Source organism: Halomonas gemina, assembly GCF_023554995.1.
In the GTDB taxonomy this organism is placed as follows: Bacteria; Pseudomonadota; Gammaproteobacteria; order Pseudomonadales; family Halomonadaceae; genus Halomonas; species Halomonas gemina.
In genome coordinates, this window is record NZ_JAMJPK010000001.1 from 154,142 (window position 1) to 170,070 (window position 15,929).

The window sequence follows — 15,929 nt, forward strand, 5'->3', positions numbered from 1 at the left end:
CTGGAAGAACGGCGCTTCGCGCCTTGAAGCTTGAAGGGAGCTCCCCTTGATTCCGCGCTTTGCCCGGCCATGCTGGTTTTCAGCTTTCAGCTTTCAGCTTTCAGCTTTTCGGCCGGCGCCTCGGGCAGTTCCATCACCAGGCAGGCACCGCCCAGTCGCGGCGCCTGTTCGACCCACAGCCGCCCGCCCAGGTGGGCGACGATGCCACGGCTGATGGGTAACCCCAGGCCGCTGCCGCGGGGACGGCCGCGCGCCTCGCCCCCCTCCTGGCGCTGGATCTGGTGGAACTTCTCGAAGACCCGTTCGCGCTCGTCCTCGGCGATGCCGGGGCCGTTGTCCTCCACGGCGAGGCGGTAGTGGTCCTTGTAGCGCTCGAGGCGTAGCAGCACCCTCGGGTCGTCGTCGGCGGCGAACTTGCCGGCGTTGTCGAGCAGGTTGATGATCACCTGTTCCAGACGGTCCGGGTCGCCGATGACCATCGCGGTCTCCGGCGTGATCTCGACCTCCAGGGTCACCCCGCGGTTCTCCTGCGGCCGGTGCACCGCATCCACGCTGTGGCGGGCCAGGGCCACCAGGTCCAGGCGCTGTGGCTCCAGGGTCAGGCGGCCGCTCTCGAGCCTCGCCAGGTCGAGGATCTCCTCGATCAGCCTGGAGAGCCGCTGGCTCTCGCGCACCACCACGTCGAGGAAGTGGCGGCGCTTCTCGTCGGGGAGGTCGTCGCTGTCGCGCAGGATCTCGGCGAAGGCGCGGATCGAGGTGAGGGGCGTGCGCAGCTCGTGGCTGACCATGGCCACGAACTCGTCCTTGAGGCGGTCGAGCTCGCGCAGGCGTTCGTTGGCCGCGCGCAGCTCCTCGCTGGCGTGTGCCAGTTCACTGGACTTCTGCTCCAGGCGACGGTTGACCTCCAGGGTCTCGGAGGTGGTGTCGAGGATGCTGAGGATCGATTCGAGGTTCAGGGCCTCGCCGCGCACCACCGAGTCGATCAGTACTCGCGCCGAGGCGCTGCCCAGCGACCCGGCCAGGGCCTGTTCGGCGCGGGCGGTCAGCCCCGGCGGCGCGGGCTGGCTGTCGTCGGCGGCCTCGTCGGGATGGGTGGCGAAGACGCGGGCGGTGGCGGCGCCCCCCAAGTAGCGGTCGAGCAGGGCGCGTAGTTCGCCACGCGTGGTCTGGCCCTGCCACAGCGTGGTCTGCACCAGGCCGGGGTGCATGGCCTCGGTGAACAGTGCCGCCTGGGTTTGTTCCAGCGGTGACTGGCGGGTGAACAGCGAGATGCCCACCAGCAGGCCGAGATTGGCGGTCAGGCTCCACAGCAGCGAGTGGGTATAGATGTCCCAGCCCTCCAGGCCGAAGAGCGCATAGGGCCTCAGCCAGGCGAGCCCCCAGGGGCCCTGGTCGAGGAAGCCGGCCTCCAGCCAGCCCGACTGGGCAAAGCCCGGGATCAGCAGGGTCCAGGCCCAGATCAGGAAGCCCGCGCTCATGCCCACTCCGGCCCCCAGGCGGTTGGCGCCCCGCCAGTACATGCCGACCAGCAGCGCCGGGGCGAACTGGCAGGCGGCGGCGAAGGAGACCAGGCCGATGGTCACCAGGCTGTAGGCGTCGCCGATCAGCGCATGGTAGAGGTAGCCGAGCAGCAGGATCAGCAGGATGGCCACGCGGCGGATGCGCAGCAGCCAGCCGGCGAGCTCGCCCCGGGTGCTCAGGTGGAGGTGGCGCGAGCGCAGCAGCAGCGGCATCACCAGCTGGTTGCTGACCATGGTCGACAGGGCGATGGTCTCGACGATCATCATGCCGGTGGCGGCCGAGAGGCCGCCGATGAAGACCAGCAGCGGCAGACCTTCCAGGCCGGCCGAGAGCGGCAGGGTGAGCACGAAGCTGTCCGGGTCGCCGCTGACGTCACCCAGCAGTAGCCCGGCCAGGGCGATGGGGATCACGAAGAGGTTGATCACCAGCAGGTAGAGCGGAAAGAGCCAGCTGGCGCGCTTGAGGTGTCGCTCGTCGACGTTCTCGACCACCAGCACCTGGAACTGGCGTGGCAGGGTGAGGAAGGCCAGGAACGCCAGCACCAGCATCCCCACCCAGCCCAGGGCGCCACCGGGCACCGCCTCCAGGCTCATCAATCGGGTCAGCTCGGGCGCGGCGACGACCCGAGCGAAGAGTTCCGCCGGGCCGTTGAAGAGCACGAAGACGGTGAAGACTCCGACCGAGAGGAAGGCCACCAGCTTGACCAGCGACTCGAAGGCGATGGCCGCCACCATGCCCTCGTGGCGCTCGCTGGCATCCAGGTGGCGCGTGCCGAAGAGGATGATGAACACCGCCAGTACCAGGGCGACCCAGAAGGACTTGTCGGCCCAGAAGCTCTCGTCGGCCAGGCGCAGCTCGGCGGCCTGGGGGTAGTTGACCAGCACCGCGTGGCTGACGGTGATGGCCTTGAGCTGCAGGGCGATATAGGGGGTGATGCCGATCAGCGCGATCAGCGCCACCAGCGCCCCCAGGCTCGAGCTCTTGCCGTAGCGGGCGCTGATGAAGTCGGCGATGGAGGTGATGCGCTGGGCGCTGGCGATGCGCACCATCTTGCGGATCACGAAGGGGGCCATCAGCATCGCCAGGGTCGGCCCCAGGTAGATCAGCAGGAAGCTGGGGCCATACTGGGCCGCGCGGCCGACGCTGCCGTAGAAGGTCCAGGCGGTGCAGTAGACGGCAATGGAGAGCGCATAGACGGTGGGCGAGCCGATCAGCGAGCGACCCTGTTCGGCGCGCCGGTCCCCCCAGGCGGCGATGACGAAGAGCAGCGCCAGGTAGCCGAAGGCCACCGTCAGGACCACGACGCTGCTTCTCATGGCGTGTCGGCCTGCATGCGGGTCTCACTCCTCGTGACGATGTTCCATCAGCCAGGCCATCAGCGCGATCACCGTGCCCCAGGCCAGGAACAGGTAGGCCACCAGCCAGCCCGGGGCCGCCGCGGAGCGGTCGGCGATCAGCAGCAGGGGCGGGGAGAACAGCAGGGCCGCCAGCACGATCAGCGCGACCAGGCGCTCCTTCAGGCGAGGCGTGCTCACGAGGCGAAGGCGTCCTCCTTGTCGAAGGCACTGGCCTGCAGCGCCAGCGCCTGCTCCAGCGTCTCGATGCCCCGCGCCTCCAGCCGGGGCAGCAGCGAGAGCCACAGCTCGGCGGTGACCCGGGCGTCGCCGAGGGCGGTGTGACGGGTGCCGGGCGGAAAGCTCAGATCATAGCGGTCGGCCAGGCTGTCCAGGTCGTGGCCGTCGAGGCTGTCGTCTAGTGCCCGGGAGAGCAGCAGGGTGTCGAGCACCGGCATGTCGAATTCGGTGCCGCCGCCGGGTGGCTGGATGGCCAGCAGGTCGAAGGCGGCATTGTGGGCGAGGATCACCGCCTCGCCGATGTAGTCGCGAAAGCGCGGCAGGGCCACGTTGAGCGGCGGTGCCCCGGCCACGTCGTCATCGGTGATGCCGTGGATGGCGGTGCTGGCCGGCGGGATGGGCCGCTCCGGGTCGACCCGCAGGTCGAAGACGTCGCTGGCCAGCAGTCGCGCATTGACGATGCGGCAGGCCCCGATGCTGACCACGGTGTCGCCGCGGCGCAGCTCCAGCCCGGTGGTCTCGGTGTCGAAGGCCACGACCTCCAGAGTCCTCAGGGGCCGGGCCGCCAGTTCGCTATCCGGCGGGGGCATGTCGGCGATGCCGAAGTCGTGGAATTCCGGGCGCGGCGGAGTGCGCGGGCGCGGTGCACCGACCCGTTCGGTGGCGGGCAGCGGCAGGCGCAGCCGGGCATGCTCGCCGTCCTCGTCGGCGATGCTCCAGGCATCGCTGGTGTGCTGGCGCAGCACATCCCCGACCCGTGGGGCCAGGGGCAGGGCGTCCAGGCGCTCGGCGCGCCACTCGTCCAGCACTTTCTCGCCCAGCGGGCGCCCGCGCCAGATCAGGTCCAGGTAGACCCGCCGGTTGCCCAGGCAGACCTCGCCTTCCAGCTCGGCCTGGCCGGAATGCGCCGCCAGGCGTTTGAGCAGCGAGTCGAGCAGTACCAGCAGGGCCGGGGCGTCGCCCCTCAGCCAGGCGGGCATGCCGATGGGGATGATGCGCAGGGACGCGCTCTCCTGGCGCTCCTCGAGGGCCGCCCAGAGGTCATTGGACCACAGCGGAACCAGGCGCTCGCCCTCGCGATGCATGTCCTCCATCAGACGGCCCATGCGCTCGAGCTGGGCGGCCAGGGCGCGGCTCTCCTCGTCGATCACCGCCTCCAGCCGCTGGCCCAGCTCGCCGGCCGTGGCGTCGTCGCGCACGCCGACCAGGGCGTCGGCGGCACTGGTCAGGCTGGCGCTGTGGCGGCGCAGTACCGGCAGCATCTCGGCGATGTCGGCGCGGGCCCCCATCTCGCTGGTCCAGGCCGCCGTGGTGTCGGTCAGGGTCAGCAGGGTCTCGTGGTTGCTGTCGGGCACGCGGCGCAGCACCACGTGCAGCCAGCGCTCGTCGCAGGGCACCAGGATCTCCCGCGGCGCGCCGTCGTCGGGCAGCTGGCCCAGCGCATCCTCCAGGCTTGCGATCGGCAGCAGGGCGTCGAGACGCTTGCCGAGCCCCAGGCCGGGATGGCCCTCGAACAGCGTCTCGGCGGCCTGGTTGAAGAGCAGCACCCGTCGGTGGTGGTCGCAGAGCAGCAGGGGCGTGTCGAGCACCTGAAGCAGGGTCTCGAGCTCCTGACGGATGCGGGCCGCACTGCGCGCGCCCTCGGCATGGGCGGTGGCCAGGCGCTCGCGGTCGGCCCGCCAGGCCTCGCGAACGCGCATGAGGTCGGGGCCGAGCCCTCGCAGCCAGCCCTCGGGCGGATAGTCCTGGCGGGCATCGGGGTTGGCCACCAGGCGGGCCAGCTGTACCTGCAGGTGCCGCAGGGGGGTGAACAGCTGGCGTTCGAGCAGCAGGCCGACCAGGAAGATGGTGCCGCCCCCCGAGAAACAGCCCAGCCACAGCAACAGCCGCGCCGTGCCCTCGAGGCCGGCGAGGCTGTCCAGCCACAGGGCGAACACGGCGCCGCCGAAGATACTGATGCCGCTGAGCAGCAGCCACAGGCCGATCAGCCGCTGGCGGCGGGGCAGGCGGGAGCCACGCTTGGTCATCAGGACACCTCGGCGAGCAGCGTCTTGACCTTCTCGACCAGCGCCTGGGTCGAGAAGGGCTTGGTGATATAGTCATCGGCGCCCAGGGCCAGGCCCTTCTCGCGCTCCACCTCGCGCCCGTGGGCCGTAAGCATGATGATCGGCAGCCGCGCATGGGCAGGGTCGCCGCGCAGGCGCTCGAGGACATCGAAGCCGCTGATGCCGGGCAGGCTGATGTCCAGCAGGACCAGATCCGGGGGCGACTCGGCGATGCGTGACAGGGCACTCTCGCCATCCTCGGCGGTGTCGACCTGGAAGCCGGCCTGCTGCATCAGGAATTCCAGGGACAGGACGATGTTGGCTTCGTCGTCCACCACCAGCACCTTGGCCATGGTGCCCTCCTATGAGTGTGTTGTCGTTTTATGCATGGTTGCTGATCAGTCTAGTGGCCGGCCGGGCGGTGGCAAAGACGACCTTGGCAGGAGGCGGTGCGGGTGGCGTGCTAGGGTGCGGGATCTGCCCCCGATGCCCGGGGGCCCAACGAGGAGGACGGCATGATCAAGGTCCATCACCTGGAGAACTCCCGCTCCCAGCGTGTCCTGTGGCTGCTGGAGGAGCTCGAGGTCGACTACGAGGTCATCACCTATCGGCGCGATCCCCGCACCATGCTGGCGCCCGCGTCGTTGCGCGAGGTCCATCCACTGGGCAAGTCACCGGTGATCAGCGACGAGGCCCGGGACGGTCGGGTGGTGGCGGAATCGGGGGCAATCCTCGAGTACCTGGTCGAACGCTTCGATACAGAGGGTCGTCTGGTGCCGGTGGCGGGCAGTGACGCGCACCAGCGCTACCGCTTCTGGCTACACCACGCCGAGGGCTCTGCCATGCCGCCGCTGGTGATGCGGCTGGTGTTCACCGCGCTGGGCAAGCCTCCGGTACCGGCGCTGGCCCGGCCCCTCGGTCGGCTCTTCGCCCGCGGGGTGGAGCAGCAGTTGCTGGGGCCGCAGATCCGCCAGCTGAGCGACTACTGGGAAGCCGAGCTCGGGCGTGACGCCTGGTTTGCCGGTGAGACATTCAGCGCCGCCGACATCCAGATGAGCTTTCCGCTCCTCGCCCTGGAAAGCGGGGGCGGCCTGTCCGGCTACCCCAGGCTGCAGGCCTTCCTGGCGGCCTGTCGCGAGCGTCCGGCCTATCGCCGTGCGGTGGAGAGCGGCGGCGAGTTCTCCCTGTCGTGAGGCGGCCCTGGCTACTTGCGCTGCCGGCCGAGCGCGCGCCGCGGTCCTAGCGGTCCCAGCCACAGCCAGACCTGCAGGACCACCAGTACCGGCAGCCACCAGGCCGGCGCGCCGGTGACCCAGTTGAGGGCCAGGTGGATGAAGAAGGCGGTGATGCCGGCGGCGAGGCCCACCAGGGGGAAGAGCAGGGGGCGGTCGTGGCCGGGCCAGCGCGTCAGCCGGCAGAGCGTGCCGATGAGGGCGCCGAAGGCGGTGGTCATCACCAGGGGAAGGAGTAGCGCTTGCATGGTGTCGGCTCGCTCTGGCTCGTGAAAGGCAAGCCTAGAGCCTGTCGGTTGGCGATGGCTCTACCACTTTTGTGGAAGGGGCACTTGCCGGACACGAGCTCCCACCCGGAGATGGCCCGTCGTTCATACCCTGGGAGCGCCATAACATTTCAAGGAATCCTGATGCGAGTATTGTTGTTGTCAGCCTATACGGCGGTTAGCCATCGGCATTGGGCACATGGCCTGACAGAGCGGATCCGTGATGTCGAATGGACGCTGCTCGAACTCCCGCCGCGTCATTTTCGCTGGCGGATTCGTGGCAACCCCTTGACCTGGAGTCTCAAGGAGCATGAGACGCTGTCGCGCCGCTATGACGTGGTGCTTGCCACCTCGATGGTGGATCTGGCGACACTGGTCGGTCTCTATCCCCATCTGGGGGCCGCTCGGCGTGTCGTCTACTTCCACGAGAATCAGTTTGCCTACCCGGAGTCCGAGGGGCAGCGGCCCCAGGGTGAGGCGCGCATGGTCAATCTCTACAGCGCGCTGGCGGCGGATCGCGTGGTGTTCAATAGCGCCTACAACCGCGACAGCTTCATCGATGGGGCGCGCGACTTCCTCAAGCGCATGCCCGAGAACCTGCCGGCGGCGGCGCCGCTAGAGCGTCTGCGCGAGTGCGCTCGTGTCCTGCCGGTGCCGATCGATCCCGTGGCGGGGCGTGGTCGAACGTCATCCCGGGGACGCCTTATCGTCTGGAACCATCGCTGGGAGTATGACAAGAACCCGGACGACTTCTTCGCGGTGCTCATTGCCCTGGCCGAGCGAGGCGTGGCGTTCGAGCTCGCCGTCATGGGGCAGCGTTTTCGCCGCTACCCGGCGATCTTCGATACGGCTCGACAGCGCCTTGCCGACCGATTGGTGGCCTGGGGGCCGCAACCCCGTGACGAGTATCTGGCGCTGCTCGACCGGGCGGCGATAGTCGTTTCCACCACCTGGCATGAGTTCCAGGGGCTGGCGCTGATGGAGGCAGCCCAGCGTGGGGCGCTGCCACTGGTGCCGGAGCGGCTCTGTTTCCCCGAGCTTTATCCCGAGGCGTGTCGATACGACGGCACCCGAGAGGGCCTCGAGCGGCGCCTGGAAGCCTGGCTGCTCGACCCCTCGAGCCGGCCGCCAGTGCCATCTGCCCGCGCCTGGGAGTGGGCGAGCCTGGAGGAGGGCTATCGGGAAATGCTGGGTCTCTAGGGCCAGGTGCTACAGCTCGGTTTTCTCCGGGTATTCGCAGAGGTCCTCGATGATGCAGCTGCCGCAGCGGGGCTTGCGCGCCAGGCAGGTGTAGCGCCCGTGGAGGATCAGCCAGTGGTGGGCATCCTGGCGAAACTCCTTCGGCACATGGCGCAGCAGCTTCCTCTCGACCTCGACCACGTCCTTGCCCCTGGCGATCCCGGTGCGGTTGGCCACCCGGAAGATATGGGTATCCACGGCGATGGTGGGCTCGCCGAAGGCGGTGTTGAGGATGACATTGGCGGTCTTGCGGCCGACGCCGGGCAGAGCCTCGAGGGCCTTGCGGGTGTGTGGCACCTCGCCGCCGTGCTGCTCGACCAGGATTCGGCAGGTCTTCATCAGGTTCTCGGCCTTGGTGTTGTAGAGGCCGATGGTGCGGATGTGCTCCTTGAGGCCGTCGATGCCCAACTCGAGGATCGCCTGGGGCGTGTTGGCGACCGGGAACAGCCGAGCGGTGGCCTTGTTCACTCCCACGTCGGTGGCCTGGGCCGAGAGCAGCACCGCGGTGAGCAGCTCGAAGGGGGTGGTCCAGTGCAGCTCGGTGGTCGGCTCGGGATTGTGGTCGCGTAGCCGCGCGAAGATATCGAAGCGTTTCTGGGCGTTCATGGCGCTCCGTGGCAGTGGCATTACCCGGGGCTTTCCGGCGACAGGTCTACGAGGAGGCGCTGTGAACCCTTCCCTGGGCGCTACCGATGCCGTCCCTGGCATAGGACCTACTCTCCGACCTGTCCCCGGCGCCCCTCGTACCGTGAATGGTTGATCAGCAATCGTTGTTGTGCATCACTCGGCCGCGCTTGCCTGTTCCAGCGCCTTCCGGGCGTCGTCGAGGAGCCGGCTGGCCGTATCGACCTGCCCTTGGGCAGCCTCGATTGTGCTGGCGTCGCCCTGGCGCTCGGCGTGCGCCAGCTGTTGCCTTGCCCGGCGCAGGGCCTGCTCCGCGGCCTTGACGGCCATCTGACGCTGGCGCTCCAAGCTGGGGCCGGCGGCACTGCCCGAGCCCGACCGCTGGCGCTGGCGAATCAATCGTTTCTGGCGCTCCATGCGTCTCTCCCGGGCCTCCCGGGCCAGGCGCTGCTGGCGGGCGCGGTGGCGACGTCGACCCAGCTCGGCGCGGCGTGCCAGGTAGGCATCGCGCTCATCATCGGTGTCGGCGGCCTCCCAGGCGGGGTGAGGCAGCAGCTCGATGCAGTCCACGGGGCAGGGCGCTACACACAGCTCGCAGCCGGTGCATTCATCCACGATCACCGTGTGCATGCGCTTGGCCGCCCCGAGGATGGCGTCCACCGGGCAGGCCTGGATGCACTTGGTGCAGCCAATGCATTCGGCCTCGCGGATCCAGGCCACCAGCGGAGACTGGGCGGGCTCGGCCAGCGGCAGCGGCTCACGGCCGGTCAGTGTCGCCAGCCGGGCCACGGTCGCGTCGCCGCCGGGCGGGCAGCGATTGATGGCCTCGCCATCGACGATGGCCTCGGCATAGGGGCGACAGCCGGGCTGACCGCACTTGCCACACTGGGTCTGGGGCAGCTCGGCATCGATGGCCTCGATCAGCGCGGCCCGGGAGCGGGCATCGGTCTGCGTCACGGCGGCGCCTCAGCGCACCCGCTGTCCCGGTTCCGCGCCGGAATCGGGGCCGAGCAGGTAGATGCCGTCGTCGTTACCGGCGGCGAGCACCATGCCCTCGGACACGCCGAAGCGCATCTTGCGCGGTGCCAGGTTGGCGACCATCACCGTCAGCCGCCCCTCCAGGGCCTCCGGCGCATAGGCGGCCCGAATGCCGGCGAAGACGGTGCGGGTCTCGCCGCCCAGGTCGAGGGTCAGCTTGAGCAGCTTGTCGGCCTTCTCGACATACTCGGCCCGGGCGATGCGGGCGATGCGCAGGTCAACCTTGGCGAAGTCGTCGAAGGCGATCTCGTCGGCGATGGGCTCCTCGGCCAACGGGCCCTTCTTGGACTCCTTGAGCTTCTGTTCTTCCACCAGGTCCTCCTTCGATGCGGCCATCATGGCATCGATCTTGTCCCGCTCCACGCGGGTCATCAGCGGCTTGAACTTGGCGATCTCGTGGTCCACCAGCAGCGTGTGGCGGCTGTGCCAGTCGAGGCTGTCGAGCCCCAGGAACGCGCGGGCCTGCTCGGCCATGGCCGGCACCACCGGCGCCAGGTAGACCATCAGCTGGCGGAACAGGTTGATGCCCACCGAGCAGATCTCCAGCACCTCCTGCTCGCGGCCGGGCTGCTTGGCCAGTACCCAGGGCTCGGCCTCGGCGATGAAGGTGTTGGCCTCGTCGGCCAGCTCCATCACGCGGCGCATGGCGCGGCCGAACTCGCGGGCCTCGAACTCCTCGGCGATGGCGTCACCGGCGGAGATGAAGCGTGCCACCATCTCGGGCTCGCTGCAGTGGCCGGCGAGGTGACCGCCGCCGAGCTTCTTGACGAAGCCGGCGCAGCGGCTGGCGATGTTGACCACCTTGCCCACCAGGTCGCTGTTCACCCGTGCCGCGAAGTCCTCGAGGTTGAGGTCCAGGTCGTCGACCCGCGAGGTCAGCTTGGCGGCGAAGTAGTAGCGCAGGTACTCGGGGTTGAGGTGGTCGGCGTAGGTCGCGGCCTTGATGAAGGTGCCGCGGGACTTCGACATCTTGGCGCCGTTGACCGTCACGAAGCCGTGGCAGTTGACCGCCGTGGGGGTGCGGAAGTCGGCGCCGTGCAGCATGGCCGGCCAGAACAGGGCGTGGAAGTAGACGATGTCCTTGCCGATGAAGTGATAGACCTCGGCCTCGGCGTCGGGTGCCCAGTAGGCATCGAAGTCAAGCCCCTTGCGGTCACAGAGGTTCTGGAAGCTGGCCAGGTAGCCGATCGGGGCATCGAGCCAGACGTAGAAGTACTTGCCCGGCGCGTCGGGGATCTCGAAGCCGAAGTAAGGGGCGTCGCGGGAGATGTCCCACTCGTTGAAGCCCGACTCGAACCACTCCATCAGCTTGTTACGGATCTGCGGCTGGACATGGTCATCGTCGATCCACGCCTTCAGGAAATCGGCGAAGTCCGGCAGCTTGAAGAAGTAGTGGGTGGAGCTTCTCACCTCGGGGGCGGCACCGGAGATCGCCGAGACCGGATCGATCAGCTCCGCCGGCGTGTAGGTGGCGCCGCAGGCCTCGCAGTTGTCGCCGTACTGGTCCTCGGCATGGCACTTCGGGCAAGTGCCCTTGATGAAGCGGTCGGCCAGGAACATTCCCTTCACCGGGTCGAACATCTGCTCGATGTCGCGGGTGGCGATATGCCCCTTGTCGCGCAGCCGGGTGTAGATCAGCTCGCTGAAGTGGCGGTTCTCCGGGGAGTGGGTCGAGTGATAGTTGTCGAAGGCCACCCCGAAGCGGGAGAAGTCGGTCTGGTGGTCGCGGGAGACCCGTTCGATCAGCGCCTCGGAGGTGATGCCCTCCTGCTCCGCGCGCAGCATGATGGCCGTGCCGTGGGCGTCGTCGGCGCACACGTAGTGGCACTCATGCCCGCGGCTCTTCTGGAAGCGCACCCAGATGTCGGTCTGGATGTACTCCAGCAGGTGGCCCAGGTGGATGGCACCGTTGGCGTAGGGCAGGGCGCTGGTGACCAGGATCTTGCGCGAGGCGCGGGCGGTGTTCGACATGGCGGCTCAGGGTATCCCGTTGAAAATCAGGCCACGATTGTAGCCATCTTCGCGGATGGCTGCATCCGCGCTGAGCGCCCGATTGGCGCGGGATCCATCGTTCGGGTATCCTTCCGCCATCCGGCGGGGCGTCAAACGGAGTGACGGCCCGCCGGAGGCTCTGCAACCGAAGTCACGCTGGAGAACCCTGTCCCCCTCACGGAGGAATTCCCCATGCGTCTACGTCATGCCCTGCCCCTGGCAGTGCTCACCGCCCTTACCGCCGGCTGCGCCAGCAGTGCCATCTCCCCGACCTATACCAGTGCCAACCCGGATATCATGCGGATCAGCGACGAACGTCCTGCCGATCCGGATAAGCGCGTCGAGGACCTGGGCTCCTACTGCGTCGAGGTCAGCGAGACCTGGAACGCCCACGGCACCACCCCGGACGGCAAGAGCCTCTGGGCCAAGGACACCGCACGCCGCGTGGTGCCCTGCGACTGAGCTGCTTCCGACGTCGGCTATATGGCGTCCTGCCAGTGCATGTCAGGACGCACCAGGATGGCCAACCCGTGTGGAGCAGTCTGGTCATCCTGGGCCCGGGAAGCTGATCTAGGACAAGGCAAGATAACCTCGTATCGAAATTATCTGACCGACATGGTTAGCCTCCACTAGACTGCAGGATGCATTACCACCCCTTGCTTTGCTTGAGAGGCACTAACCATGTCAACTGCTAAAAAAGTGTCCATCGTTCAAGCGATTCCCGATACAGTTGCCGCCTTCCCGGAGGATGTTGTCGAGGTGGCCGAGAGTGTCGCGACCGCTTCGCAGCCGATCGTCGACTGGTGGATGCATCATTGGCTGGACGCCTCACATCCGCTGGCCAGAATGCAGCGTGCCTGGATGGAATCCGTGCTCGAGGCCATAGAGGTCGAGGCCGAGTTCCTGAATGTCTGCGCAATCTCGAATGCCAAGGTATGGAGCTGTCTGGCCGATGGCAAGTATCTTACAGATTCCGCTTCGCTGCACAGCTGTTACCACGAAGTCGCCAAGGACATGACCGACGCTCACATGGCGCGCCTCGGCAAGGTGGCAGAACTTCCCGAGGACTTCCAGCAACGGCTCTGGGAAGAGATGTGCTAGGCGCCTGTCAGGCTTGATCGATCGCATGAATTTAGCCGAAAGGCGTGAATTTTCAGGAGATCAGCGTTAGTCGACGGGTTACGAGATTGGCAGCATCATCGACGGGCAAGAAGGGTCGCTCCCTTCTTGCCCGTTTTGCTGTCTGGCCTGCTACGGATTGCCATCATCCGGTCGCGCTCGGACGGTGGTTGGCACTGGCCCTCCCCGGCGAGAAGGTAAGGGCGCAGGATCTCCTCCATCCCCTTGAGCACCTGGACCGGCAGGGCCGAGGTGAAGCGGAAGTCGTCGGAATGGCTGCCGGCCACGTAGGCGGTGAGCGTGCCGAAGTGGTGCTCGCCCAGGTGGAAGACGAAGGTCGCGGTCCGGTTGCGGGCACGGGAGTCGATCACCTGGCCGCTGCGGGTCACCGTCTCGATGCGGTTGTTGCCGGTGCCGGTCTTGCCGCCCATCACCAGCGGGGCGTCACCCTCGAGGGTGAAGCTGCCCTGCAGGCGTCGGGCCGTTCCGTCCTCCACGACCCGGGCGAGGGCATCGCGCAGCACGGCGGCGACGTCCGCGGCCATGACGCGCTGGGCGCGAGCGTCGGCCGGGATGAAGCGTGTCTCGTAGGGGGTGCCCGCCGCGAAGTGCAACGCGTCGATGCGCAGCACCGGCAGGCGGACACCGTCGTTGAGGATGATCCCCATCAGCTCGGCCAGTGCGGCAGGACGGTCTCCGGAGCTGCCCACGGCGGTGGCAAGCGATGGCACCAGCTGGCCGAAGGGGTAGCCCAGGCGCTGCCAGCGGCGGTGGATCTCCGCGAAGGCCTCCACCTCGAGCATGGTGCGGATGCGCACGTCGCGGGCGCTGCGGTGACGTGTCCTGAACAGCCAGCCGTAGGCCTCTTGTCGCTGCTGTTGGCTGGCTGCGATGGCCTCGGAGAAACTCGCCTCGGGATGGTCCATCAGGAAGCCGAGTAGCCATAGCTCCAGCGGATGCACCCCGGCGATATACCCCTGGTCGGTGAGGCTATACTCGCCCGGCGCGTAGTCGCGGTAGAGGGCCTCGAGGCGTCGTTCACCGATCGGCTCGCCTGGTAGCCTGGCCTCGAGAAAGGCGGCGAAGGCATCGCGGTCGGCCCCGGGGAACAGGTAGCGATGCACGGCGGACAGCCGGGACGCCGCGGGGCGCAGGCCATCGAGGAAGCTGGCCAGGCGTTCATCGCTTGATCTGCCCTGGTACTTGCGCCAGAAGCGCTCGAGAAAGACCTGGCCCTCGCGGTCGGCAAAGTCTGCCAGGTAGGCCTGCCGCCGCGGGTCGTCATCGTCCTCGAGCAGCCGGCGGCGCTCTTCGCCCTGATGGGTGACGTAGTGCACCAGGTCGCGCAGCAGGCGCACGAAGGGCAGGTTGAGGGATTCGCGCAGGGCGTCGTCGAGGCCGGGGTGGCGGCCGTCGTCCTGGCGACGGAAGTTGCCGAAGGTATGACGACCGCCGCCGGTGAAGAAGGCTTCATGGGGGCTCGCCGAGTAGCGCCGTTGCATGGCGGCCTCGAGCAGGGGGCGAAGTCCTAGGTCGGGCTCGGCAATGAGCCGGTCGATCACCCAGCGGCTGAGGACGTCCCGCCGTTCCACCTCGACCCGGCGAAGGGCGTCCACCGGCATGCCGGCATGGCGTTCGTGCAGTTCGGCGACCACCTCCAGGTAGGTGGCCAATACCCGGAGCTTGGCGGTGGAGCCGAGTTCCAGCTTGCTGCCCTCGTTGATGTCGAAGGGCTGACCGGTGGTGTCGGTCTGCACACGCACCCGAAAGCCCGTCGCGTCGCGCTCGAGGAGGGTAAAGCTGTAGCGCACGTCGGCGGCCCGTTCGGGCGATAGCAGCCGCTCGCCCAGCAGCCCGACCTCACTCGCGAATGCCGGGTCGGCCAGCCGCTGCAGGTACGCGGTGACCCGGCGCTGCAGGTCGCCATGCAGGGTGGTGCGTGCCGACAGGTCGAGCCGGTCGAGGTCATAGAAGGACAGGCCGACCAGGCTGCCGAGCCGTTGGCGGGCCACTTGCAGGCCCTTGTCATGCCCGACCTGCAGGCGTGCCGGGTCCCTGGTGAAGTCACGGAAGGTCAGGCGACCGGCGAGGGCGGCGTCGCGCAGGGGCGGGGCCACCAGGCCCTCGTTGGCCAGCAGGCGCAGGTGGCTGTCGGTCAGGGTTTCCAGGGCCTGGCGCCCGTTGTTCAGGTACCAGGAGGGTCGACGCTGGGCGATCATCAGGGCCACCACCTGGCGCAGTGCCAGGCCCTGGGAGGCGAGACGGGTCGGGCCATTGAAGGTCGGTACCAGCAGGCGATTGACCTCGTCGAAGTCGGCGCCGAACCATACCCACAGGCCATCTCCCAGCCCGTGCACCTCGCCATAGCCGGGGGCGGCGGAGAGCGGTACCGAGTTGAGGTAGTCCAGCGCCACGTCCTGGCGTGCGGCCAGGGTCTGGGGGCCGTGTCGGTAGCCGCGCACGCTCGCCGAGACCATCTGCCGCAGCTTCTCCATGGGCGAAGCGGTCAGGCCGTTGGGGGAGTGGCGATATTTCTCGACCTGGGTCGCCAGGGTGCTGCCGCCGGCGGCCTGGCCGGTCAGGTCCAGGGCGCGTCCCGCCTGGGAGAATGCGGCCTTGATGAAGCGTGGCCAGTCCACCGCGGGGTTGGCCCTGGGGGTATCGCCGTCCAGCAGCTGGCGGTTCTCGATGTAGAGCAGCACCTGGAGGACCAGCGGCGGTACCGCGTCGAAGTGGGGGTAGTGGCGTTGCGGATGTCGGAAGCCGTAGAGGGTATCGCCGCGGCACTCCTCGAGCGTCAGCCCGCTGCGGCTCTTCTCGGTGTAGGGCGGAAAGAAGCCGCGGCGCGTGTACTCCAGCAGGGGCGGCGAGAAGCGCACCTGGCTCTCGATGGCATAGCCGCCGGCGAGCAGACGCTGCTGGATCTCGGGAAGTCGGGTATACCCCAGGCGCTGGTCGAAGGGACCGTGCTGCGGGAACTGGATGCGCGGGCTGGCACCCGGCGCCAGGGTGTAGCTCAGGGTGGCGGCATAGCGCGATAGCTCCAGGGACTGGAGGTGGGAGGTTCTGGCCTCGGCGACCAGCAGGGTGGCGAGCGGGATGGCGAGCAGCGCCAGCAGGATCAGCCCCCGGTGGCGCAGGTGGCGGCGGGGGCGGTCCCGAGGGGGGTGACCCGGCCGCTTGTCGTGACAGAGGGCGCCCTCTCCCTGCCCGTCGGGGCATCCCCGTGACGCCGAGTCGTGTCCGCCCATCTGCTACCCCCGGTAAGTTCCGTTTGCA

At 68.2% G+C, this 15,929-nt stretch carries 13 protein-coding genes; 4 read left to right on the plus strand and 9 right to left on the minus strand.

The annotated features are described in order from the left end of the window. Positions 1 to 86 precede the first annotated feature (86 nt). The 4 genes from M8009_RS00895 to M8009_RS00910 are packed head-to-tail and all read right to left on the minus strand — an operon-like array spanning position 87 to position 5,493. Positions 87 to 2,837: a sensor histidine kinase gene (locus tag M8009_RS00895; RefSeq protein ID WP_250058881.1), complete on the minus strand. Its 2,751-nt coding sequence runs from the start codon at positions 2,835 to 2,837 to the stop codon at positions 87 to 89. Positions 2,838 to 2,861: 24 nt separating this feature from the next. Then, a complete protein-coding gene (locus M8009_RS00900; RefSeq protein ID WP_250058882.1) occupies positions 2,862 to 3,056 on the minus strand; it encodes a hypothetical protein in 195 nt (64 codons plus the stop codon). Further along, positions 3,053 to 5,122: a 3'-5' exonuclease gene (locus M8009_RS00905; protein WP_250058883.1), complete on the minus strand. Its 2,070-nt coding sequence runs from the start codon at positions 5,120 to 5,122 to the stop codon at positions 3,053 to 3,055. Before M8009_RS00905 ends, M8009_RS00900 begins: the two co-directional genes overlap by 4 nt. After that, complete coding sequence (locus tag M8009_RS00910) at positions 5,122 to 5,493, minus strand: response regulator transcription factor (protein ID WP_250058884.1); 372 nt, start codon at positions 5,491 to 5,493, stop codon at positions 5,122 to 5,124. The genes M8009_RS00905 and M8009_RS00910 overlap by 1 nt, the downstream gene beginning before the upstream one ends. Positions 5,494 to 5,655: 162 nt before the next feature. Here M8009_RS00910 and M8009_RS00915 point away from each other — a divergent pair, with 162 nt between their 5' ends. After that, positions 5,656 to 6,333 carry a glutathione S-transferase family protein gene (locus tag M8009_RS00915; protein ID WP_250058885.1) on the plus strand — a complete coding sequence of 226 codons (678 nt, stop codon included), beginning with the start codon at positions 5,656 to 5,658 and terminating at the stop codon, positions 6,331 to 6,333. An 11-nt stretch (positions 6,334 to 6,344) separates the two neighbouring features. Here the strand turns inward: M8009_RS00915 and M8009_RS00920 are convergent, their stop codons facing one another. Next, positions 6,345 to 6,620 (minus strand): hypothetical protein, encoded by a 276-nt coding sequence (locus M8009_RS00920; RefSeq protein WP_250058886.1) that lies wholly within the window; start codon positions 6,618 to 6,620, stop codon positions 6,345 to 6,347. 162 nt (positions 6,621 to 6,782) lie between these two features. On the opposite strand from M8009_RS00920, the gene M8009_RS00925 reads away from it, so the two are divergent. Further along, positions 6,783 to 7,838 (plus strand): tRNA-queuosine alpha-mannosyltransferase domain-containing protein, encoded by a 1,056-nt coding sequence (locus M8009_RS00925; protein WP_250058887.1) that lies wholly within the window; start codon positions 6,783 to 6,785, stop codon positions 7,836 to 7,838. Between the two features lie 9 nt (positions 7,839 to 7,847). Here the strand turns inward: M8009_RS00925 and nth are convergent, their stop codons facing one another. From nth to metG, 3 genes are all read right to left on the minus strand, one after another. Further along, complete coding sequence (nth, locus tag M8009_RS00930; RefSeq protein WP_250058888.1) at positions 7,848 to 8,483, minus strand: endonuclease III; 636 nt, start codon at positions 8,481 to 8,483, stop codon at positions 7,848 to 7,850. A gap of 174 nt (positions 8,484 to 8,657) precedes the next feature. Beyond that, the gene (gene rsxB / locus M8009_RS00935) at positions 8,658 to 9,458 is read right to left on the minus strand and encodes an electron transport complex subunit RsxB (RefSeq protein WP_250058889.1); all 801 of its coding nucleotides are present in this window, start codon (positions 9,456 to 9,458) and stop codon (positions 8,658 to 8,660) included. Between the two features lie 9 nt (positions 9,459 to 9,467). After that, positions 9,468 to 11,510, minus strand: coding sequence for a methionine--tRNA ligase (gene metG / locus M8009_RS00940; RefSeq protein WP_250058890.1), 2,043 nt, complete (start codon positions 11,508 to 11,510; stop codon positions 9,468 to 9,470). Positions 11,511 to 11,723: 213 nt separating this feature from the next. Between metG and M8009_RS00945 the strand changes: the two genes are divergently transcribed. Further along, positions 11,724 to 11,993: a hypothetical protein gene (locus M8009_RS00945; protein WP_250058891.1), complete on the plus strand. Its 270-nt coding sequence runs from the start codon at positions 11,724 to 11,726 to the stop codon at positions 11,991 to 11,993. A 219-nt stretch (positions 11,994 to 12,212) separates the two neighbouring features. Further along, positions 12,213 to 12,632, plus strand: coding sequence for a hypothetical protein (locus M8009_RS00950; RefSeq protein ID WP_250058892.1), 420 nt, complete (start codon positions 12,213 to 12,215; stop codon positions 12,630 to 12,632). A 95-nt stretch (positions 12,633 to 12,727) separates the two neighbouring features. On the opposite strand, the gene M8009_RS00955 is transcribed toward M8009_RS00950, so the two are convergent. Then, entirely contained in the window at positions 12,728 to 15,901 is a 3,174-nt protein-coding gene (locus M8009_RS00955; protein ID WP_250058893.1) for a transglycosylase domain-containing protein, read from the minus strand. Positions 15,902 to 15,929 lie beyond the last annotated feature (28 nt).